This window comes from Acinetobacter pollinis (assembly GCF_015627175.1).
Taxonomy (GTDB): Bacteria; Pseudomonadota; Gammaproteobacteria; order Pseudomonadales; family Moraxellaceae; genus Acinetobacter; species Acinetobacter pollinis.
Window position 1 is genome coordinate 25,512 of record NZ_VTDQ01000012.1, and the last position, 21,421, is coordinate 46,932.

The following is a 21,421-nucleotide window of genomic DNA, read 5'->3' on the forward strand; positions in this document are numbered from 1 at the left end:
TTGAAGTAGTTTTTAATACCACTTATGTCTATTGTTGTGATTGTTTCGCTGTTTTTTTATACTTTTTATCATATCTATTTTTCTGCTGAAAAAAAAGCCAGTCTCATATTTTTTTACAAAAAGGTAGACCAAAGTATTAAACCAACCTTAAAAGCTATGATTCTTCTTATTATTATCACAATAAACAAAAATTACTTACGCAATATAGCTAAAGCACGCCCTATTTCCTATAAAAGGACGTGCTTCAAGACTTATCTAGAACTATTAGGTAACGGAATATACTGAGTATTACGACGCTGAGGCGAACGCTCTCCTACTGTTACATCAAGAACGAGCGATTGATTATCTCGAATAACATCTACTTTCACTGTACTGTTTGGCGACTGTAAAGCAACATAGTTAATCAGGTGGGATGCCGAATTCATTTCTGTATTATTCACCTTAATAATCCGATCTCCATTTCTTAACCCAGCATTTGCGGCAGGTCCGTTAGGAAGAATAGTTGCAATAACAACACCACTCGGTACAGTATTCACATCATCACTATATTTGGGTGGTAAAAGACTAAGCCCTAACCAACCACGAGTAACCTTTCCATCTTTTAAAATCGAATTAAACACATGCTGACAAATCTTCGCAGGTATTGCAAAACCTATTCCTAGTGAACCACCAGATTGAGAAAAAATAGCAGTATTTACACCAATTAGATTCCCCGCAACATCAATTAAAGCACCTCCTGAATTACCAGGATTAATTGCAGCATCTGTCTGAATAAAATCTTCATAGGTATTAATACCTAAATCAGAACGCCCAAGTGCTGAAATAATACCTTGAGTTACTGTTTGACCCACACCAAAAGGATTACCTATGGCTAAAACAACATCTCCAACTTGATTGCCACTCAATTTAAAAGGTAAAACTGGCAAATTATCTAAATCAATTTTAATAACAGCTAGGTCTGTATCTGGGTCAGTACCAATTACTTTCGCTACAGCCCTTCTACCATCATTTAAACCAACAATAATTTTTTCTGCCTGTGTAATGACATGATTATTCGTTAAAATATAACCATCGGATCGAACAATAACACCTGACCCTAAATTATTTTCATTGCGACTTTTTAATTCTGGAGATTGGCTCCCAAAAAACTCTCTCAGCGCATCTGAATTCGAAAGGTCTTTACCATTTCGTTTTATTTTTTGAGTTGTAAAAATATTAACTACTGCGGGTGCAGCTGCTTTTACTGCATCACTATAGGAGTCAAATGCACCTGCTTTTGCATTTACCAAAGGCTCAACTTTTTCGGCAGGCATTTTAACGCCATCAGAAGCAATCGGTGCTTGAGGAGCCACTTTTTTAGGTATAATTGTATGATCTGTTTGGTTAATCCTTTGCCACCCTAAAAAAGTGATAATTACTATAACTAGCAACCCCCAAGGTAACCATATCAATGCTTTACGCACGTTGCCATCCCTCTGTAAAATACTTTAATTCATTGATGTCAAAAAAAATTTATGCGTTATTGTAATCATAATTTTCTTTGAAGACGTTAAAAGTTAACATGAATTTGTCTAGCTTTAGTTAATACATAACCTATTTTTTATTTCATTTACTTATTTAGGATAATTATGGCCAATCTTAATGACATTATTCAATGGTGTGATCAGACCTTAAAAACTCAAGAATTTAAAGACTATGCACCAAACGGATTACAAATAGAAGGTAAACAAGACGTAAAAAAAATTTTGTGTGCTGTTACAGCCTCTCAAGATGCTATTGATGCATGTATCGCTGAAGGTGCTGATGTACTTTTGGTACACCATGGTTATTTTTGGAAAGGCGAACCGTACCCAATTACAGGTATGCGTGGAGAACGCATTAAAAAACTGATCCAACATAACATTTCTCTCATTGCCTATCACTTACCACTCGATGCCCATCCTTCATTAGGTAATAATGCAGCAATTGCCGAACTGCTTAAATTAGAGAATATTCAGGCCCTCGACTTCAATGACAAACACCCTATCGGTAATGTTGCAACGTTAAAGTCACCCATCTCAGTTTCAGAATTTCAAACGCTTTTAAAAAATAATATTAATCCAAATATTCTTCATTTATCTGCTCAACGAGAGATGATTCAACGCATAGGTTACTGCACAGGAGCTGCACAAGATTTTATTAGCAAAGCTTCTGAACAACTGTGTGATGCATATATATCAGGAGAAGTCAGCGAAAGAACTTTTTATGAGGCTAAAGAGTTAAATGTCCACTACTTTGCTTGTGGTCATCATGCTACTGAACGTTATGGCGTACAAAGACTTGGGAAAGCAATAGCTGAGCAATTTGGAATCACATATCACTATTTCGAACAAGATAACCCAGTTTAAACATTTGAATATTTATTTTTTTTACATACTATGTATACGGTGCCATGCACAACATGCATCTTCAATGTGAAATAACATAAAACTTTCTAACCCAGCATAACGCAAGGAACGAAAAACATGACAACGATTACTTTACCAGAATTACCATATGGTTATGACGACTTAGCACCTCATATTAGTCGTGAAACACTTGAGTTTCACCACGATAAGCATCACAACACATACGTTGTTAACTTAAACAAAGCAATTGAAGGTACTGAGTTACAAGGTAAAACGCTTGAAGAAATTATTGTTGCAACCGCAAATGATAGTTCTAAAGCAGGCGTATTTAACAATGCAGCGCAAGTATGGAACCATACATTTTATTGGAACTGTTTAAAGAAAAATGGTGGTGGTCAACCTACAGGTGCTGTTGCTGAAAAAATTAATGCAGCTTTCGGTTCATACGAAAAATTTGCAGAAGAGTTTGCAAATGCTGCTGCAACACAATTTGGTTCAGGTTGGGCATGGTTAGTTGCAGATGAAATTAATGGTAACCTTTCTATTTTAAAAACATCAAATGCTGATACACCACTTGCACATGGTAAAATTGCTGTATTAACGATTGATGTATGGGAACATGCTTACTATATCGATTTCCGTAATGCACGTCCGAAGTACATTTCAACTTTCCTAGAAAGCTTAGTGAACTGGGATTATGCAAATGCAAAACTTGCTGGTGAACCTGCTGGCGTTGAAAAATAATATTTAAAAGATGTCCTACATTCACTGTAGGACATCACCCATTTGGTTAAAAATATAACTAATATCCTGATTTAGATCACAAATAATACAAAAGAATCAAATTATTTCAATATATCCTTGACGATCTTTTATATCCCACATAGAATGCGCATCAGATTCTCCAATAGCTCAGTCGGTAGAGCGACGGACTGTTAATCCGCAGGTCCCTGGTTCGAGCCCAGGTTGGAGAGCCAGCTATTCTCCCATAGCTCAGTTGGTAGAGCGACGGACTGTTAATCCGCAGGTCCCTGGTTCGAGCCCAGGTGGGAGAGCCAAATACTAACCCTCAAAGTGTACGAATCTTTGAGGGTTTTTTAATGCCTGCTTGTTCAAAAACGAAGCCATGCCAGAGTATAACATGGCACTTCGTCTATTTAATGTTGGACCAACCACCACCTAAAGCACTAATTAAAGCAACACTGTTTTGTAATTGAGTTGACTGCAACTGCAATAAGCTTTGTTCACTACTTAAACGTGTCGCCTCTGTGGTTGCCACACTGGTGTAATCAATAACACCTTCTTCATATTGATTGCGAATAATCCTCGCTGACTCTGTGGCTGCAACCAATGCTTTTTGTTGTGCAGAAAATTCTTTTTCTAAGCTTGTCGACTTAACTAGATAATCCTCTACATTCTGCATCGCGTCTAAAACTGTTTGGCGATAGCTAGCGACAGTTTCATCGTAAGCAGCACGTGCAGAAGCAACTTTTGCTTTATTGGCACCAAAATCTAAAATACTCTGTGTTGCAGATGCACCTAAAGACCAAATAGATGTAGCCGCAGAAAACAACTCAGATAAGTGATTACTGCTATATCCTGCGCTTCCAGATAAACTTAAACTTGGAAAATAGCCTGCAATGGCAATCCCTACGGCTTCATTTGCGGCTGCTACACGGCGTTCAGCTGCTGCAATATCTGCTCGTCTTTCTAAGAGTTCACTCGGCAACTCAATCGGGATATTTGGAATATAAAGCGTTTGATTACGTGTTTCTAAATTAAAATCTGCGGGCATTTTACCCACCAGTACAGCAATCGCATGCTCATACTGCGCTCTTTGCCAAATCAAATCCTCTCTCGATGCAATACTACTATGCAAAGATTGTTCAGCCTGTGTTAAATCTGACTTTGCAATAATACCTTCGGTATACTTCGCATTTAAAACAGTCGCATATTTACGATAAACCTGAATCGTTTGATCATACAAATAAATTCTTTGATCAAGTACACGCAATGCAAAATAGTTCTGTGCCAAAGTGGTTTGAGCACTTAATGTCGCATTTGCTAAATCTGCAAAACTGGCTTGTGTACTTGCTGTATTTTCTTGAACTTGCCTTTTTAAGCGCCCCCATAGATCTAACTCCCACGATGCACTTAAACTCGCTGTATAACTATTATTTACAGATGTTTTTCCAGAGCGTGTTGCACTTGGCCCTAAAGTTACATTAGGAAATAAACTACTTTGCGATTGATTAACCAATGCGGCTGCTTGTTGGTATTTTGCCACATACTGCGCAACATTCTGGTTAGAGATAACCACTTGTGCTTCAAGCTGGTTTAATATGGAATCGTTGTAAATCTCCCACCACTCACCTTTCGCCTGTGCATCTTTAGGTGTAGCCACCTTCCAACCTTTCGCCTCTTTAAATTGAACTGGGCTTGTAATCACAGGTTTCTGATAGTTTGGCCCAACAGTACAGCCTGTCATAACAGGTAAAAAAATAACAATTGACCAAAATAACTTACTTTTAAACATATTATGACTCATCTGTAATATTAGAAGTTGGGCGATATAACACATGCCACCGTCGCTTAACCCATGCACCGAAACGATCTAAGTAAACATATATCACTGGTGTCGTATAAAGTGTAAGTATTTGACTTAATGCAAGCCCACCACAAATAACATAGCCTAAAGGACGATGTAATTCTGCATTTCCCCCAGTTTCTAAAATCAATGGTAATGCACCAAAGAAAGCAGCCAGTGTTGTCATTAAAATTGGACGAAAACGTTTTGAACATGCTTCGACTATTGCTTGTTCAGGTGTAAACTGATGATTCTTTTCAGCATCTAAAGCAAAATCAATCATTAAAATTGCATTTTTCTTTACAATGCCAATAAGTAGCAAAATGCCAATAAAAGCAATAACTGTAAATTGAGTGCCTGTTAAAATGAGAAGTATAAGTGCACCTACACCTGCAGAGGGTAATGTAGATAAAATTGTAATTGGATGAATCCAACTCTCATACAACATACCCAATAAAATATAGATCGTAGCTAAAGCAGCCAATACGAGCCATGGAATATTTTTTACCAATGTTTCATAAGCTTTTGCAGTGCCCTGCAATCCGCCATGAATCGTATCTGGTACACCAATTTTTGCAATAGTTTCATTAATGGCTTGCTGAGCTTGCTCTAATGAGACACCATCTGCCAAGTTAAATGCAATTGTAGTTGTCGCCATTTGATCCTGATGAGCAACAGAGAGAGAGGTATTGCCATAGCTTAAGCTTGCAAATGCAGAAATAGGAACGACTTCATTATTACTTGTGAGTACATGAAGTTGATTTAATATATTTGGATCGGCAGTATACTCTGGTGCTAGACCTAAAATTGTATAATACTGATTCAACATTTTGTACTGGGTTGCGATTTGCCGTTGACTAAACGCATTATTTAAAAATGTATCAATATCATTTACATCTAGACCATATCTCTTAGCGGCAACACGATCTATAACAACCCTCACTTCTTGCCCACCTGTCTGGGAATCTGTATCAACACTGGTCAATTGTGGTAACTGTTTTAAAGCCGCATATACGATGGGAGCCCATTCACGTAACTGACTCAGATCATCGCTTTGTAAACTGTACTGATAAGTTGCATTTGCACTACGCCCACCTATACGTAAATCTTGTGCAGGCATAAGAAAGACTGAAGCACCCGCAATATTTTTATTTTTCATGGTCAGTGAGTTTGCAATTTGCATAGCAGATTGTTTACGCTCACTTAAATCTTTTAAACGAACAAAGAAAGTACCTGTATTTCGTGCACCAAATCCTCCGCCACCTGTAGATGACATCACATATTTCACATTTGGATCTTGCATTAAAGAATGGGCCACTTCCTTTAATTTGGGTTCAAATGCTTGAAAACTGGTATTCTGATCTCCTCTCACCATTCCCATGAGCATGCCAGTGTCTTGGTTTGGAAAGAATCCTTTTTGTACTACAGTATAAAGATAGACGTTACATATAATAGTAATCAAAAGTGTAAGTACGGTAAGTCGTTTATGTCGCATCACTACAGAAAGACTTTTGATGTATCCCCGATGTATACCGTTTAAGCATCGTTCAATAAAAGAATAAAATTTATTGTCTTTATTTTCTCCATGCATATGCGGTTTAAGTACAGTTGCACATAACATCGGAGTTAGGGTTAATGACAAGAACATTGAGAACACAAGAGAAATTGACAATGTCACAGCAAATTCACGAAATAATCGTCCAAGCATTCCTCCCATCAATAACAGAGGAATAAATACAGCAATTAAAGATGCTGTCATTGACAGTACTGTAAAACCAATTTCACGACTTCCATCTAATGCTGCCTGAACTGGCTTCTTACCCATTTCTAGATGACGACTAATATTTTCTAATACAACGATGGCATCATCGACGACAAACCCAGTGGCAATAATTAATGCCAACATTGAAAGCGAATCGAGCGTGTATCCAAGTACATACATAGCAGAGAATGTACTAATAATTGAGATAGGTAGTGCAACTGCTGGAATAAGTAAGGCACGTGCATTTCTAAGAAATAAAAACACAACAGCAATGACTAAAAGTATAGCAATTACGAGCGTCATTTCCGTATCATGCAATGCACTACGCGTTAAAGTAGAACGATCAATCGTAAATGTAAGCTGAGTATCTGCAGGTAACATTTCATTTAAAACAGGCATCTCAGCTTTAATTGCATCAATGGTTTTGAGCATGTTTGCATTGGCTTGTCGGGTAATTGAAATCATGACTGCAGGCTCATTATTCAAATAACCTGCAGCATAAATATCTTGCACAGAGTCTGACACTAATGCGACATCTTTTAAACGAACCACAGCACCATTACGAGATGCAATAATAACTTCTTGATATTCCTTGGCTTTGGTTAACTGACCATTGGCCTCAATCCATAAATTGTAGGCATTCCCATTTAGTTGACCACGTGGAGTATTGGTTGTGGCATTATTAATGGCTGCACGTACTGTATCTAATGAAATACCATAGCTTTCTAACTTTTTAGGTTGTAAGGCAACCCGTACAGCAGGTAAAGCACTACCCCGAATAGAAACTTGTCCTACCCCTTGTACTTGAGATAATTTCTGTTGGAGCTTACTCGATGCTAAATCGTATAACTGACCACGATTAAAACGAGATGATGTCAAAGATAAAATAACAATTGGAGCATCAGAAGGATTCGCTTTTCGATAAGTAGGAAGTGTTTTCATACTACTTGGAAGCAAACTTCTTGCCGCATTAATCGCCGCTTGTACTTCTCTTGCCGCGCTATCAATATCTTTGTCTAAATCAAATTGAACAATAACACTGGTAGATCCCTGACCACTGGTAGAAGTCATTTCGGTAATGCCTGCTATTTGCCCCAACGCTCGCTCTAACGGCGTTGCAACAGTAGCAGCCATAGTTTCGGGACTAGCACCAGCAAGACTACCCTGAACCATAATAGTAGGAGTATCAATTTTGGGCATTGGTGCAACAGGCATTAAATAAAATGAAAGAATGCCTAACAATGTCAATGCAAAACTAATCAGTAATGTACCAACAGGGCGAAGAATAAATATCTTTGAAAAATTCAATTTATTCTCCTTTACCTACCGCTTGTTTACCATGCACAAGTCGTTCAAAGGCCAAGTAAATAATAGGTGTTGTAAATAAGGTTAAAACCTGACTAAGCAATAAGCCACCAACAATGACCAAACCTAAGGGCTGACGTAATTCAGATCCTGAGCCTACAGCAAACATCAATGGAACTGCGCCAAGTAAAGCAGCACATGTCGTCATTAAAATAGGGCGAAAACGTAATAGACACGCTTGATACATCGCCTCTGTGGCAGTTTTTCCGTCTCTTTGTGCATCTAGTGCAAAATCAATGAGCATAATGGCATTTTTCTTTACAATACCAATAAGTAAAATCACACCAATCAATGCAATAAGAGAAAACTCAGTATTGGTTAAACGTAATGCAAGGAGAGCCCCTATCGCTGCCGAGGGTAAAGTAGAAAGCACGGTAATTGGATGAATCCAGCTCTCATACAAAATACCCAATACAATATACATGGTTAGCAAAGCTGCTAAAATAAGCCATAAGGTATTGGAACCAGAAGTACTATAAGCAAGTAAAGCACCTTGATACTTCACATTAATAGTTTTAGGTAAACCCACCTCTTGTTGAATATGTTCAAATGCTGCTTTTGCTTCTTCTAAGGTATACCCTTGATTTACATTAAAAGAGAGTGTTGCAGCGGGTGTCTGGTTAATTCGAGTATAGCCTTGATAGCCTATCTTTTCAGAAACAGTCACTAAATTACTCAAAGGCACCATTGAAGTTGATGACGTTGTTACTGTGCCATCTGAGTTTGTTGTCGTTGAAGCTGTACCAGAAACATAAATATGTGAAAAGGCAGATAAGTCTTGACGATATGGCTGTCCAACTTCTAAAACCACTCTGTACTGATTTGCTTGTGTATAAATCGTAGAAATCAAACGCTGACCAAAAGCATTATATAAGGCCGTATCTATATCACTTGCTGTAATACCGTAACGACCTGCTTCTGTACGATTAATTTCTAAGTATGCGATATTGGCTTTATTTTGAAGATTCTGATTAACTGCAGAAAAAATTGGATTCTTCTGCATGGCTTCAACTAACTTAGGTGACCATAATTCTAAATCTTTTTGGTCTGGAGTATCTAAAGTAAGTTGATACTGACTTGGTGTTACTTGATCATCTACACTTAAATCTTGATTTTTAATTGCATATAACTGAATGCCTGCCACCTGTGCAGCTTCTGCTTTTAATCGTTGAATTACAATATCTGCTTTATCACGCTCAGAAAAATCTTTTAAACTAATCTGCAAACGTCCAGTATTTAACGTTGTATTGTTTGCAGCATCAATACCCACAATTGAAGAGATAGAAGCAACTGCTGGATCTTTTTGTAATGCCTGAACCAATGCCTGTTGTCTCTTAGACATCTCCGCAAAAGAAACATTTTGCGGCGCCACAGAAATGCCTTGGATCATTCCTGTATCTTGCGATGGAAAAAAACCTTTTGGTATCCATGCATATAAAAGTCCCGTCAATACCAGTGTTAAAATGGCGACAATTAAGGTAATTCCCTGATGGCGAAATACAACCTTTAAACAACGCTCATATACATGCAATACACGATCAAATCCACGTCCAAAACTACGTGCAACCACATTATGCTTTTCTTCTGGGATATGTTTTAGCAAATAAGCGCTCAACATTGGTGTCAAAGTTAATGACACAAACATAGATACAAAAATTGCAACGGCTAAAGTAATTGAAAACTCTCTAAATAAACGTCCAATCACATCACCCATAAATAATAATGGAATCAGTACCGCGACCAAAGAAATTGTGAGTGAAATAATAGTAAAGCCAATTTCTCGCGAACCTTTTAAAGCGGCTTGCATTGGTGGTTCACCATTTTCAATATGGCGCTGAATATTTTCAACAACAACAATAGCATCATCAATCACAAACCCCGTTGCAATGGTTAATGCCATTAAGGTGAGATTATTAATTGAAAAACCAGACAAATACATCACCCCAAAAGTACCGATAATAGATAGCGGCACAGCAACACTGGGAATAAATGTAGCAGCAAAGGTACGCAAAAATAAGAATGAAACCATAACGACCAAACACATGGCCAAGATGAGCTCAAACTGGACATCATGAATAGAAGAACGAATAGTTTGAGTTCTGTCTGACAATACCTCTAAATGGATCGAAGCAGGTAAACTATTTTGAATTTCTGGTAATTGCGCTTTAATATCGTCTGCAATTGAAACTACATTTGTACCAGGTTGACGTTGCACATTCATAATAATGGCAGGTTTCCCATTGGCAGAAGCTGACTGATACAAATTCTGTGGCGCTTCAGTTACTGTAGCCACATCTCGTAGATAAATTGCACTACCATTTTCATACTTCAAAATCAGATTCTTATAGTCATCTATACTTCTGAGTTGATCATTTGCTTCAATAGTTACGGACTTACTGGGACCATCAAATCCGCCTTTTGAACCATTCACATTCGAATTACTAATTACTGTAGAAATATTAGCAAGCGTTAAACTGTGATTGGTAAGCGCTGTAGGATTGACTTGAATACGTACTGCGGTTTGCTGTCCTCCAGCAAGACTCACTAAACCCACACCAGAAATCTGAGATAACTTTAATGCAACTCGGTTATTCAAAATATCTTGTACTTTAATTAAAGGTAACGTATCTGAAGTCGCAGCAATTGTTAAAATCGGCGCATCGGCAGGATTCACCTTTTTATAGGTAGGTTTATTCGGTAATCCACTAGGTAATAAAGAGTCCGCCGTATTAATCGCTGCCTGTACTTCTTGTTCTGCAACATCAAGTGACATATCTAAACTAAATTTAAGTGTAATAACAGATGCACCGCCTGAGCTGGTGGAATACATTTGTTTTAAACCAGCCATTTGTCCAAGCTGTCTTTCTAAGGGTGCTGTCACCCCACTGGTCATTACTTCTGGCCCTGCACCGGGGAATTCAGTTGTCACTTGAATAATTGGATAGTCCACTTCAGGCAAGGCAGAAATGGATAAGTTCTTATAAGCTAAAATGCCGCTTAAGATAATAGCAATCATTAACAGTAATGTTGCAACAGGTCGATCTATAAAAATACGAGATGGATTCATAGTCTTTTAGCGTGGTCCATGATGACGAGGTGCAGGCGCATTGTCTAAAATACGTGTATCTACTTTTTCAGGTGTAACAACTTTTACTTTTGCGCCATTACCCAGTGAGTCTACACCTGTAGTGACAACCTGCTCGCCATTTTGAACACCCTCAAGAATAGTAACTTTTCCATCATTTGTTTCTGGACCAGTTTTCACCATTACTTTTTTCACAGTTGAATGATTATTTACTGTAAATACATACTTACCAGCATCACTCAGTTGTACGGCTGCGCTTGGAACAACCAACGCATGACTTAATGTTTTTGTTGTTAATTGTACATTTACAAACTGATTCGGGAACAATTCATCTGATTGGTTTTCAAATACTGCTTTTAATGAAATGGTTCCTGTAGAACTATCAATTTCATTGCTAATAACCGCAACTTTACCTTCAGCAAGCTGGGTTTTACCACTTTGATCATAAGCATGAACAACTAGAGGCTTTCCTTCTCTTAATGGCTTCACAATATCGGCAATTTCAGATTGAGGAATACTAAAAACCACAGTAATAGGCCTAGTTTGAGTAATGACTGCGATTGCGGTACTATCTGCACTCACAGCATTACCAATATCTACTTTTCTTAAACCGATATACCCTGAGATTGGTGCAACAATTCGACCATAGCCAATATTAAGTTTGGCAGCTTGTATTTGCCCTTGTACAGATTTAATTGCGCCTTCATATTGTGCAGCTGTCGCTGTTTGCGTATCTAAATCTTGTTTAGAAATAGAATCCTTCTCATATAATCTTTGATATCTTTCTAGGGTCAAACGTGCATTTTTTAATTGAGCCTGATTTTGAGAAAGTGTGCCTTCATATTGTTCTAATGTCGCTTGTGAAGGTTTGACATCAATCTGTGCCAGTGAATCTCCCTGATGAACGTACTGTCCCTCTTTAAAATACACCGATTGCAAATTACCTGTAATTCTACTCGTAACTGTTACTGTTTTATTTGCCGTTACGGTTCCAAGTGCATTTACAATCACAGGTACATCCTGTGTCGTAACGACACCTACCTGAACTGGTGTTCCTTCAGACTGAGGCATACTGCGAGGTTGACTAGAAAATTTTGATTGAATATAAAAATAAGCCGCTACAATAACAACAATGAAGATTAAGAATATAAAAATCTTTTTAAGTTTTCGCGACATAGTACAACCTTGGAAGAGTTAAAATATTTTTCTGCACAAATTAAAACAGAGTCATGTTTCAAATAAACGATTTAACGATATTATTCAATAATTTCATGAAGTAATTATGTTCTTACTGTAAATACCATTATTAAAAAAACCAGACTTTTTATTATTTTGATAAAAAATGAGGAATAACTTAGATCATACCTATAATTTAAAAAATAAAATATCTTATTTCACAAGGAAAACGTTTAAATTTAGATCACTTAACTAGATCTTTGATGATATAGACTTGACGATATTTAAAATCGAACATAGAATGCGTATCAGATTCTCCAATAGCTCAGTCGGTAGAGCGACGGACTGTTAATCCGCAGGTCCCTGGTTCGAGCCCAGGTTGGAGAGCCAAGATTCTAAAAAACCCATATATTATTTTTAATATATGGGTTTTTTATTGGGCATAAATTATAAAAAATGCTTTTAAAATAAAAAGCATTTTTGTGAATACATTAACGAGTTTGATTACTGCTCGTTGTTGCTTCAGGGTCAGAAGCTAAACTACGCTCTTCATCTTGCTTGGCAAATTTTTCTGCATACCCTGCTCTCTCTGCAGCATATTTTTTACTGGTTTTTGCATCCTGTGACGCAGCTACAAATAAAAGTAATACAAGTAAAATAGGAACAAGTAAAGCAACGGAAAAAATTATCCAACGCTTACGGTTTCTTGTACGTACATCTTCGCTCACACTTCCTACTCCCTTACAGCAAACTCATAAAAATACCAGCAAAAACCAAGATTCCCACCCAACGGTTATGTAAAAACATTTTAAAACAGCGTTGTGGATCACGGTCCTTAATTTGATACCACTGATAAAGATAATCAATAAATACCAAAAACAATGCTATCGTACCATATGGGTGCAAAATATCATCACGAAATAAAGCCCAACCAATAAGAAACAAACTCACTACTTGTAACAATGCAATGATTTGCACGTCATAACGACCAAATAAAATGGCTGTAGACTTTACACCAATTTTCAAGTCATACACACGATCGGTAATTGCATATTGGGTATCGTATGCAACTGTCCATGTTAGATTTCCAAAATATAAAAGCCAACAGGTTAAATCTAGAGGTCGACCTACTGCAGTGAATGCCATAGGAATAGACCAAGAAAATGCTGCACCCAAAACCACTTGTGGTAAGTGTGTATAACGCTTCATAAATGGATAGATAAAGGCTAAAAATAATGCACCAAAAGAACAGTAAAACGTTGCAATAGGCAAAAATAATAATAAGCAAGCACTTGCTAGAACAAGCAGGATAAAAACTATTACTGCTTCTTTAGGTGTAATTATACCTGTGGCTAAAGGTCTGTTTTTGGTTCTTTCAACATGGCCATCTACCTTCCGATCTGCAAAATCATTAATAGCGCAACCCGCTGCACGCATAAAAATGGCGCCAAGCACCATCAGTAAAAGTACTTTAAAATTTGGAATACCACCTGTTGCATCCCATAACGCCCACAGGGTTGGCCAAAGTACCAACTCTGTACCAATTGGTCGATCAAAACGGCATAAGTAATAATATGCTTTTAGGCGCTCTGCCCATGTTATTTCTTTATTCACTATTACTCGGCCTTACTATACTCATATCTTGAATGAACTGTTCAAATGTGGGTAAAAATGTCTCTTGTACAATAAACTTACATCCATGCCAAGTATATGCACTTTGTCTTGTCCATCCTTCACTTAAATAAATAACGCGACGTTCGCATAAAGGAAAAGTACGTTGAAATAGAAAGAAACCTATTGGTCTTTTTCCTAAATATCTAAAAATACGGGCTTTCCTTTGTAAACTTAATATGGGAAAAATACTTGTAGCTTTAACCCATGGCTCATCCTCACACCCAAATAAGAAAGCTTCTCTTACCCATGATGTATGTGAGCTTGGCATATTCAACCATTGACTATCTTTAAATGTTAATCGCTCAAAAGATGACTGTATTGGTTGAACATGAAATTGTCCATGTGCAAGGCGTGTTAACTGCTGAGTTAAAGAGCCCGAAGCGTATAACCAATCATATAAATAAGGAGGAATATTCTTTAGCCGTTTTTGAGCTTGACCAATACGACGCTTCTGTTGCATATCACTACATATTATTTTAAACGCTATTAGTGTAACTGAAAATTATGTGATCGCCATCTACAATTTTATTGTTTATATACAAGTATCGTTGAAAGTACATTCTAATAAGGAACAAAACCAACGTGTTCAAAAACTTGTTTTAAGCAACCAAAGATAAAGAGGAATGACATCACTCTATGACACGTAAAACTATAAAATTAAAACTGCATTTTGGTTATAAAGCTATCCATTGAATCATTATTACCTCTCTGCATTCCTTCACTTATTACAGTTACTTGTAAATCAATACTCTCTTGAAGAAACTTATACTTTAAATTCTATCTTTTACTCTTCAAAATATAGCTTTAAGCAAAAATTTATCTAAAGAGCAACTGAATGAAAAAAGAATTATCAGATAACAATCCAAGTTATTATAGTTTATTTTTAATTTTAGGCATGTTTTCTTATTGGGGTGGAATCTTATATCTCATAAGCATGAAAAGTAAAGGAGTATATATAGTTAGTGATATTGGTACTTTTAATTTCAAAATAGGAATAGGTTGTGCAATTTTAGGAAAGGTCTTTAGCATTCTTTTTAATAAACTAGAAGAAATTAATTATTTATTTTTAAAAAATATTATTGGTTGTTTTTGTAATTTAGTGGTGGTAAAGCCTAACTTCTAAACTATATACCTCTTAACTTTTCTTATAAAAGCCTGAAAACTAATATTGACATCAGTCCGCCATATATATGAAATCAGCAATACTAAACTGAAGACAAAGCCATAATACCCCTAAAAAAATACCCACCATAATGGTGGGTACTTTAACGTAAATTTAAATCATTAAGCGACAATATTTAGTGTTACATCAATATTGCCACGAGTTGCATTTGAGTATGGGCATACAATGTGTGCAGCATCTACCAATTTCTGAGCAGCTTCTTGCTCCATCTCTGGCAAATGAATATTTAATGTCACTTGAATACCAAAACCATTTGGAATTGGGCCAATACCTACTTCACCCTCAATAAAGGTATCTTTTGGCATCGCAATTTTGTCACGACCCGATACAAACTTCATTGCCCCTAGGAAGCATGCAGAATAGCCTGCAGCAAAAAGTTGTTCTGGGTTAGTTGCTTCACCGCCTGCACCACCCATTTCTTTTGGTACACCGAGTTTAACATCTAGTACACCATCACTTGATGTTGCACGACCATCACGACCACCCGTTGCTTTTGCTTTTGCTGTATAAACGACTTGTTCCAATGACATTGTTATTACTCCACCGTTATTAATGATTGTTTACGATTATATCGTACACGATATAAATTATCCGTCAACTGCCTTTTGATATTATTTTTCTTACTTCTGATTTAATCTATCACGCAATTCATTTAATTGTTGTTTTATTTCTATCATTGTTTGTAATTCACAACCTGAAGCACATTGTATTTGATTGGGAATATCCTTCATCTTTGCTTTTAACTGCATCCCTTCATCCGTTAAAGAAACAAGTACTTGCCTTTCATCTTGCTTTGAACGATGACGTACCACCCATTTTAAAGCCTCTAGTCTTTTCAACAGTGGTGTAAGTGTAGAAGACTCTAAAAATAACCGCTTACCGATATTTGAAACTGTCAAATGATCTTCTTCCCACAAAACCAATAAAACCAAATACTGTGGATAGGTTAATCCCCACGGTGAAAGTAGTTTTCTATAAGTCTGATTTAGAGACAAGTTCATAGAGTAGACGGCAAAACAAAACTGGTTATCTAACTTTAATAATTCATCTTGTTCAAACATCATTTCACCCGCTCTACTTATCCAATCTAATTGATCAGTTTACTACAAAACGAAAATTATATTTGTATACCATCTTCACATACAAAAAAGCCCTTATACAAGACAAGGACTTTTCTAATAGTGCAGGAACTATAGATTATTCAATAAGTAATTCTTTTTCTGAAATATCTGTACCATATACAGGTTTCAGTGTTTTTTCATATGCCTGTTGCATTACACCTTCTTTCGTCAGCTTATCCATTTCTTGGTCAAGCCAATTCAATAAAGCAGTATCGCCTTTCTTCACTGCAGGAGCAATAAAGTCATGTTGCCCTAGTGTTGGAATACCCACTTTAAAGTTTGGATTCTCTTTTGCCCAAGCAAGTACTAACAAGTTATCATGTGCAAGTGCAGCACCACGCCCATCTTTTAAAGCATCAAACGTTTCAGTATTTTGCTCATACTTTTGTAGCTTAATTTCAGGATGATTCTTAGTGAAGAAATTATCTGCTGTTGTGCCTTTATTCACAAGTAAGATTTTATCTTTCAGCTGCGTCAAATCGGTAATTTGATGATCTTTAGGAGAAACAATGCCTAAAGCAACTTTAAGATATGGTTTTGCATAATCTACCACTTCTTTACGTTCAGGCGTAATGGTGAAGTTTGCAAAAATAATGTCGACTTTATTCGATTTTAGATATTCAACACGGTTAGCGGCTTCAGTAGGAACGAATTGGACTTTCTTTTCATCACCCAATAAATCTTTTGCTACATGTTTTGCAATTTCAACATCAAAACCTTGATTATTGCCTTTTTCATCTAGATAACCAAATGGTGGTTTATCAGTAAATACACCGATACGAACGACATCATTCTTCTTAATACGATCGATCGATGACAAGTTTGCATCTGTAGATTGTTCCTGCTTACTGCATGCTGTCAGCCCCATTGCGAGTAATGATGCTGCAACCAATACTTTGGCACCACGAATAAATCCCATAGTTATACCTTTCAAATGTTATATTCTTAGCATTAATATGCCAAAATATTTAAGAAGTTACGTGCACGCTCTGTTTTTGGATGTTCAAAAAACTCCTCTGGCGATGCTTCCTCGATAATATGACCTTGATCCATAAATATAATACGATCTGCAACTTTTCGCGCAAATGACATTTCATGTGTCACAATCAGCATTGTCATACCTTGCTGTGCAAGCTCAAGTACAACATCTAAAACCTCTCTCACCATTTCAGGGTCGAGTGCTGCTGTGATTTCATCCATAAGAATGACTTCTGGGTTCATGACCAACGCGCGCACAATTGCGATACGCTGTTTTTGACCACCTGATAGCTCTCGAGGGTACGCATTCTTTCGATGCATAAGCCCCACACGAGTGAGTAGTTCATCTGCAATTTTTTCAACATCTTTTGCATTTCGATTTTGAACTTTTACAGGACCCAGCAAAATATTATCTAAAATGGTCATATGACCAAATAATTCATAGTTCTGAAATACCATACCCACTTTAGCACGGGCTTTTTCCCAACGTATATCTTTACCTAATACACCATTGCCCTCTAAAACAATTTCACCACCTTGAATTGTTTCTAGACCATTGACACAACGTAATAGTGTACTTTTACCACAGCCAGATGGACCTAAAATAACAACAACCTCTCCACGCTGTACATTTAGGTCTACACCTTTTAATACAGGTGTTTCACCAAAAGCTTTTTGTAATTTTTGGATGGATAATAAAGCCATAATTTGCCTACTCCCAAATTTTTTCTAAATATGTAGCTAACTTTGACAATGGGTAGCAAATTGCAAAATATAGAATAAAAATAAATCCATACACCCATAGTGATGCATTTGGAACAACCAATAGGGAGTTTTCTATTAACTGTTGTCCCACTTTAATAACATCAACCACACCAATTAAAACAGCCAAAGAGCTTGTCTGCACCATTCGTGTAAACAAATTAATACTCCCCGGTGTCACGCGCTTTAAACTCTGAGGTAAAACAATGTAGTACAGCGTCTGCCACTGCGTCATACCTAACGCATAACTTGTATCACGTTGATGCTTATCAATCGAAGAAATCGCAGCTCGAACAAGATCGCCCATTTCTGCAGTTCCCCACATCACAAAAACTACAATACAAACACTAAAAGAAGAAAGCTGCCAGTTAAACCATGTTGCAAAGCCAAAATAGAAAATAAACAACCACACCAATATAGGAATAATACGAATTGATTCTAAATAAATACGGCAGATACTACGAACAATTAGATTATTGGATGTCATTACAATTCCAAATATTGCACCCAATATAGCTGCAAAAAAGATTGAAATGAATGAAATCTTTATGGTCTCAAATAAACCAAACATCAACCGTTCAAGGTGACTTGGTTGAAATAAATACTCAAACCCCATGACTCACCTTACGACTGCGATACTCTAGAAAACTTGTGATTAAGGAAACAGGTAACAAAATAATCAAATAAGAACTTACTAATAGAAACAATGCTTCAGTGGTTTTATAGTCCATACCAATTAAGTCTTTCGTGACAAATAGCAACTCGACCACAGCAATAGCGCTGACAATAGAACTCTCTTTAATAAGAAATAGACAGTTTGCACCAATTGAGGGCACAGAAATTGCGAATGCTTGAGGAAATGTGACATGCATAAATACTTGGATTGGTGTCAAACCAATACTTTTGGCTGCATCGATTTGCCCTTTAGATACAGCCTGTAAGCCTGCTCTAAATGCCTCAGCCATATAACTTCCACCTAAAAAGGTTAAACCAATGACACCACATGTAAATCCTTCTAACTTAATTCCCACCTTAGGTAAACCATAATAAAGGAAGAAGAGCTGAATTAATAAAGGTGTGTTACGAGAAAGCTGAATATAAATTTTTGCAATTGTGCCTAAAACACGTATTTTGTACGTCACAACAACTGCGCACAGCAACCCCACAAGCATAGCTAAAATAATACTAATGCATGAAATTTTTAAAGTTGTTAATATCGCATGTCCAAATTGAGATGCGACACTATAAATATATTGCCAGTTCAAAAGACATCCTAATAAAAATAGAGGCTTACTATAATTTTTTGCATTTTATTGAGTTTGATGAACGCTGAACAGCAAAACATTAGAATAAAATAATATTTATATATTCTTTTTATTGATAAAGAAAAGTATTTTTAATCATAAATATAAAAAAGCCTGCTTATGCAGGCTTTTTTATTTAACGCTTAAACGCTGTAGTACATGTCAAATTCAACTGGGTGAGTTGTCGTATTTAAACGACGAACTTCTTCAGTTTTTAATTCGATGTATGCGTCTAGCATATCTTTCGTGAATACACCGCCTCTTAACAAGAACTCTTGATCCGCTTCTAACGCATCTAAAGCCATTTCTAGACTGTGCGCCACTGTTGGGATTTTTGCTTCTTCTTCAGGAGGAAGGTCATATAAGTTCTTATCTGCTGCTTCACCCGGATAGATTTTATTTTGAATACCATCAAGACCTGCCATTAATAATGCAGAGAATGCTAAGTACGGGTTTGCTGCTGGATCAGGGAAACGTGCTTCAATACGTTTTGCTTTCGGGCTAGAAACATAAGGAATACGAATAGACGCTGAACGGTTACGTGCAGAGTAAGCAAGCATAATTGGTGCTTCGTAATGAGGAACCAAACGCTTATAAGAGTTTGTAGATGGGTTTGTTAAAGCATTTAATGCACGAGCATGCTTAATGACACCACCAATAAAGTAAAGTGCTGTTTCTGAAAGACCTGCATACTCATCGCCAGCAAACAAGTTTTTGCCATCTTTAGAGATAGAGATATGTACATGCATGCCTGAACCATTATCGCCCACCATTGGTTTTGGCATAAAGGTTGCTGTTTTTGCATATTGGTGTGCAACATTATGAATTACATATTTAAATTGTTGCACTTCATCAGCTTTACGAACCAATGTATTGAAACTTACACCAATTTCTAACTGGCAAGATGCCACTTCATGGTGATGTACTTCTACACGGCCTTCACCCATCACTTCTTCTAGTTTTGCACACATTTCTGCACGCATATCATGATGAGAATCTACTGGAGGAACTGGGAAGTAACCACCTTTCACACGTGGACGATGGCCTGAGTTACCCGCATCAAAGTCCTTACCTGTAGACCAAGCAGCTTCTTCAGCGATTAATGTATGGCGCGCGCCAGACATATCGATGTCCCACTTCACTTCATCAAATACAAAGAATTCTGGTTCAGGACCAAAAAATGCTGTATCACCAATTCCTGTAGATTTTAAATACTCTTCTGCACGGCGTGCAATTGAACGTGGATCACGTTCATAACCTTGTCCTGTCGCTGGCTCTACAACATCACAAGTCACAACAACAGTCGGTTCAGCAAAGAATGGATCAATAAAAGCACTCTCTGCATCTGGACGTAAAATCATATCTGATGCTTCAATGCCTTTCCAACCAGCAATTGAAGAACCATCAAACATTTTACCGTCTTCAAAATTATCCTCATCCACAGAATGTGATGGATAAGTGACGTGTTGTTCTTTCCCTTTTGTATCTGTAAAGCGAAAATCAACCCACTTAGCACCAGTTGCCTGAATGAGTTCTAGAACCTTGTTCGCCATGCTCTTTGCTCCAATATGAAGTGTTTTATTGCACTTATGCAGTGCGTCTTGCAGTTAGGCTTTAGAATGCAAACCTCATGCCAACTTCAGGTCAAATCTTTCATTGTCATTCGATTTCTTATTCATTGCCCTGTCTTACTTTAAATAACAATAGAATAATTACGTTGTAGATGCCAGTCATCGCACTAGAATAAAACAATTTATGCACATCTCTAATTGAGTATGTAGAAATTACATTCAAATTTCTAGCATATAACAAAAATTAATTGCACCAAATTAGCACATTAAATCTTTCGCATGCTTTTATTGCACCAACTTATACCAAAAATATAGTTTGAGCATTCATTAAATGCCTGAAATATAAAATGATCGCTATAAAGTTGAACCCAATGCTCAAAGAAAGGAATTTCAAAAAATTAAATCAACCCTGATTCTTTCATATCTATTACATATTTTTGTATTTATTGAATGAATATTTAAAAGT

At 36.9% G+C, this 21,421-nt stretch carries 18 protein-coding genes and 3 tRNA genes; 6 read left to right on the forward strand and 15 right to left on the reverse strand.

Going from position 1 to position 21,421, the window contains the following annotated elements:
- Positions 1-251: 251 nt before the first annotated feature.
- A complete protein-coding gene (locus tag I2F23_RS06670; protein WP_195771784.1) occupies positions 252-1,463 on the reverse strand; it encodes a S1C family serine protease in 1,212 nt (403 codons plus the stop codon).
- Between the two features lie 165 nt (positions 1,464-1,628).
- On the opposite strand from I2F23_RS06670, the gene I2F23_RS06675 reads away from it, so the two are divergent.
- The 4 genes from I2F23_RS06675 (at position 1,629) to I2F23_RS06690 (ending at position 3,445) form a co-directional block, all read left to right on the forward strand.
- Positions 1,629-2,387, forward strand: coding sequence for a Nif3-like dinuclear metal center hexameric protein (locus I2F23_RS06675; RefSeq protein WP_195771785.1), 759 nt, complete (start codon positions 1,629-1,631; stop codon positions 2,385-2,387).
- Positions 2,388-2,504: 117 nt separating this feature from the next.
- Positions 2,505-3,131, forward strand: a complete 627-nt coding sequence (locus I2F23_RS06680; RefSeq protein ID WP_195771786.1) for a superoxide dismutase — start codon at positions 2,505-2,507, stop codon at positions 3,129-3,131.
- Between the two features lie 157 nt (positions 3,132-3,288).
- Positions 3,289-3,364: transfer RNA gene (locus tag I2F23_RS06685), tRNA-Asn, on the forward strand.
- 5 nt (positions 3,365-3,369) lie between these two features.
- Positions 3,370-3,445, forward strand: a tRNA-Asn gene (locus I2F23_RS06690).
- 95 nt (positions 3,446-3,540) lie between these two features.
- Here I2F23_RS06690 and I2F23_RS06695 read toward each other — a convergent pair.
- The 4 genes from I2F23_RS06695 to I2F23_RS06710 are packed head-to-tail and all read right to left on the reverse strand — an operon-like array spanning position 3,541 to position 12,362.
- Entirely contained in the window at positions 3,541-4,923 is a 1,383-nt protein-coding gene (locus tag I2F23_RS06695; RefSeq protein ID WP_195771787.1) for an efflux transporter outer membrane subunit, read from the reverse strand.
- A gap of 1 nt (position 4,924) precedes the next feature.
- Entirely contained in the window at positions 4,925-8,044 is a 3,120-nt protein-coding gene (locus I2F23_RS06700) for an efflux RND transporter permease subunit (RefSeq protein ID WP_195771788.1), read from the reverse strand.
- Between the two features lies 1 nt (position 8,045).
- The gene (locus tag I2F23_RS06705; RefSeq protein WP_195771789.1) at positions 8,046-11,168 is read right to left on the reverse strand and encodes an efflux RND transporter permease subunit; all 3,123 of its coding nucleotides are present in this window, start codon (positions 11,166-11,168) and stop codon (positions 8,046-8,048) included.
- A gap of 6 nt (positions 11,169-11,174) precedes the next feature.
- A complete protein-coding gene (locus I2F23_RS06710) occupies positions 11,175-12,362 on the reverse strand; it encodes an efflux RND transporter periplasmic adaptor subunit (protein WP_195771790.1) in 1,188 nt (395 codons plus the stop codon).
- A gap of 314 nt (positions 12,363-12,676) precedes the next feature.
- Here I2F23_RS06710 and I2F23_RS06715 point away from each other — a divergent pair.
- Positions 12,677-12,752 (forward strand) — tRNA-Asn (locus I2F23_RS06715).
- Between the two features lie 101 nt (positions 12,753-12,853).
- Here I2F23_RS06715 and I2F23_RS06720 read toward each other — a convergent pair.
- From I2F23_RS06720 to I2F23_RS06730, 3 genes are read right to left on the reverse strand one after another with little or no spacing between them, the layout of a single operon-like run.
- Positions 12,854-13,090 (reverse strand): hypothetical protein, encoded by a 237-nt coding sequence (locus tag I2F23_RS06720; protein ID WP_195771791.1) that lies wholly within the window; start codon positions 13,088-13,090, stop codon positions 12,854-12,856.
- 13 nt (positions 13,091-13,103) lie between these two features.
- Positions 13,104-13,976 carry a 4-hydroxybenzoate octaprenyltransferase gene (gene ubiA, locus I2F23_RS06725; protein WP_407648004.1) on the reverse strand — a complete coding sequence of 291 codons (873 nt, stop codon included), beginning with the start codon at positions 13,974-13,976 and terminating at the stop codon, positions 13,104-13,106.
- Complete coding sequence (locus I2F23_RS06730; protein ID WP_195771792.1) at positions 13,969-14,496, reverse strand: chorismate--pyruvate lyase family protein; 528 nt, start codon at positions 14,494-14,496, stop codon at positions 13,969-13,971. Before I2F23_RS06730 ends, ubiA begins: the two co-directional genes overlap by 8 nt.
- Positions 14,497-14,871: 375 nt before the next feature.
- Here I2F23_RS06730 and I2F23_RS06735 point away from each other — a divergent pair, with 375 nt between their 5' ends.
- Entirely contained in the window at positions 14,872-15,159 is a 288-nt protein-coding gene (locus I2F23_RS06735) for a hypothetical protein (protein ID WP_195771793.1), read from the forward strand.
- A 161-nt stretch (positions 15,160-15,320) separates the two neighbouring features.
- Here the strand turns inward: I2F23_RS06735 and I2F23_RS06740 are convergent, their stop codons facing one another.
- From I2F23_RS06740 to glnA, 7 genes are all read right to left on the reverse strand, one after another.
- Positions 15,321-15,749: an organic hydroperoxide resistance protein gene (locus tag I2F23_RS06740; RefSeq protein ID WP_195771794.1), complete on the reverse strand. Its 429-nt coding sequence runs from the start codon at positions 15,747-15,749 to the stop codon at positions 15,321-15,323.
- 90 nt (positions 15,750-15,839) lie between these two features.
- The gene (locus I2F23_RS06745) at positions 15,840-16,280 is read right to left on the reverse strand and encodes a MarR family winged helix-turn-helix transcriptional regulator (protein WP_195771818.1); all 441 of its coding nucleotides are present in this window, start codon (positions 16,278-16,280) and stop codon (positions 15,840-15,842) included.
- 136 nt (positions 16,281-16,416) lie between these two features.
- Entirely contained in the window at positions 16,417-17,259 is an 843-nt protein-coding gene (locus I2F23_RS06750; RefSeq protein ID WP_195771795.1) for a cysteine ABC transporter substrate-binding protein, read from the reverse strand.
- A 32-nt stretch (positions 17,260-17,291) separates the two neighbouring features.
- On the reverse strand, positions 17,292-18,023 hold the full coding sequence (locus I2F23_RS06755) for an amino acid ABC transporter ATP-binding protein (protein ID WP_195771796.1): 732 nt from the start codon (positions 18,021-18,023) through the stop codon (positions 17,292-17,294).
- 7 nt (positions 18,024-18,030) lie between these two features.
- The gene (locus I2F23_RS06760; RefSeq protein ID WP_195771797.1) at positions 18,031-18,696 is read right to left on the reverse strand and encodes an amino acid ABC transporter permease; all 666 of its coding nucleotides are present in this window, start codon (positions 18,694-18,696) and stop codon (positions 18,031-18,033) included.
- Entirely contained in the window at positions 18,686-19,345 is a 660-nt protein-coding gene (locus I2F23_RS06765; RefSeq protein WP_195771798.1) for an amino acid ABC transporter permease, read from the reverse strand. The genes I2F23_RS06760 and I2F23_RS06765 overlap by 11 nt, the downstream gene beginning before the upstream one ends.
- A 182-nt stretch (positions 19,346-19,527) precedes the next feature.
- Positions 19,528-20,937: a type I glutamate--ammonia ligase gene (gene glnA, locus I2F23_RS06770; protein WP_195771799.1), complete on the reverse strand. Its 1,410-nt coding sequence runs from the start codon at positions 20,935-20,937 to the stop codon at positions 19,528-19,530.
- Positions 20,938-21,421 lie beyond the last annotated feature (484 nt).

Bases quoted from the DNA above. Each gene is read 5' to 3' on its own strand.
- glnA (WP_195771799.1), bottom strand. From the start codon at position 20,937: ATGGCGAACAAGGTTCTAGAACTCATTCAGGCAACTGGTGCTAAGTGG.
- I2F23_RS06745 (WP_195771818.1), bottom strand. From the start codon at position 16,280: ATGTTTGAACAAGATGAATTATTAAAGTTAGATAACCAGTTTTGTTTT.
- I2F23_RS06750 (WP_195771795.1), bottom strand. From the start codon at position 17,259: ATGGGATTTATTCGTGGTGCCAAAGTATTGGTTGCAGCATCATTACTC.
- I2F23_RS06740 (WP_195771794.1), bottom strand. From the start codon at position 15,749: ATGTCATTGGAACAAGTCGTTTATACAGCAAAAGCAAAAGCAACGGGT.
- I2F23_RS06730 (WP_195771792.1), bottom strand. From the start codon at position 14,496: ATGCAACAGAAGCGTCGTATTGGTCAAGCTCAAAAACGGCTAAAGAAT.
- I2F23_RS06680 (WP_195771786.1), top strand. From the start codon at position 2,505: ATGACAACGATTACTTTACCAGAATTACCATATGGTTATGACGACTTA.
- I2F23_RS06695 (WP_195771787.1), bottom strand. From the start codon at position 4,923: ATGTTTAAAAGTAAGTTATTTTGGTCAATTGTTATTTTTTTACCTGTT.
- I2F23_RS06755 (WP_195771796.1), bottom strand. From the start codon at position 18,023: ATGGCTTTATTATCCATCCAAAAATTACAAAAAGCTTTTGGTGAAACA.
- I2F23_RS06760 (WP_195771797.1), bottom strand. From the start codon at position 18,696: ATGGGGTTTGAGTATTTATTTCAACCAAGTCACCTTGAACGGTTGATG.
- I2F23_RS06710 (WP_195771790.1), bottom strand. From the start codon at position 12,362: ATGTCGCGAAAACTTAAAAAGATTTTTATATTCTTAATCTTCATTGTT.
- I2F23_RS06675 (WP_195771785.1), top strand. From the start codon at position 1,629: ATGGCCAATCTTAATGACATTATTCAATGGTGTGATCAGACCTTAAAA.
- I2F23_RS06705 (WP_195771789.1), bottom strand. From the start codon at position 11,168: ATGAATCCATCTCGTATTTTTATAGATCGACCTGTTGCAACATTACTG.
- I2F23_RS06735 (WP_195771793.1), top strand. From the start codon at position 14,872: ATGAAAAAAGAATTATCAGATAACAATCCAAGTTATTATAGTTTATTT.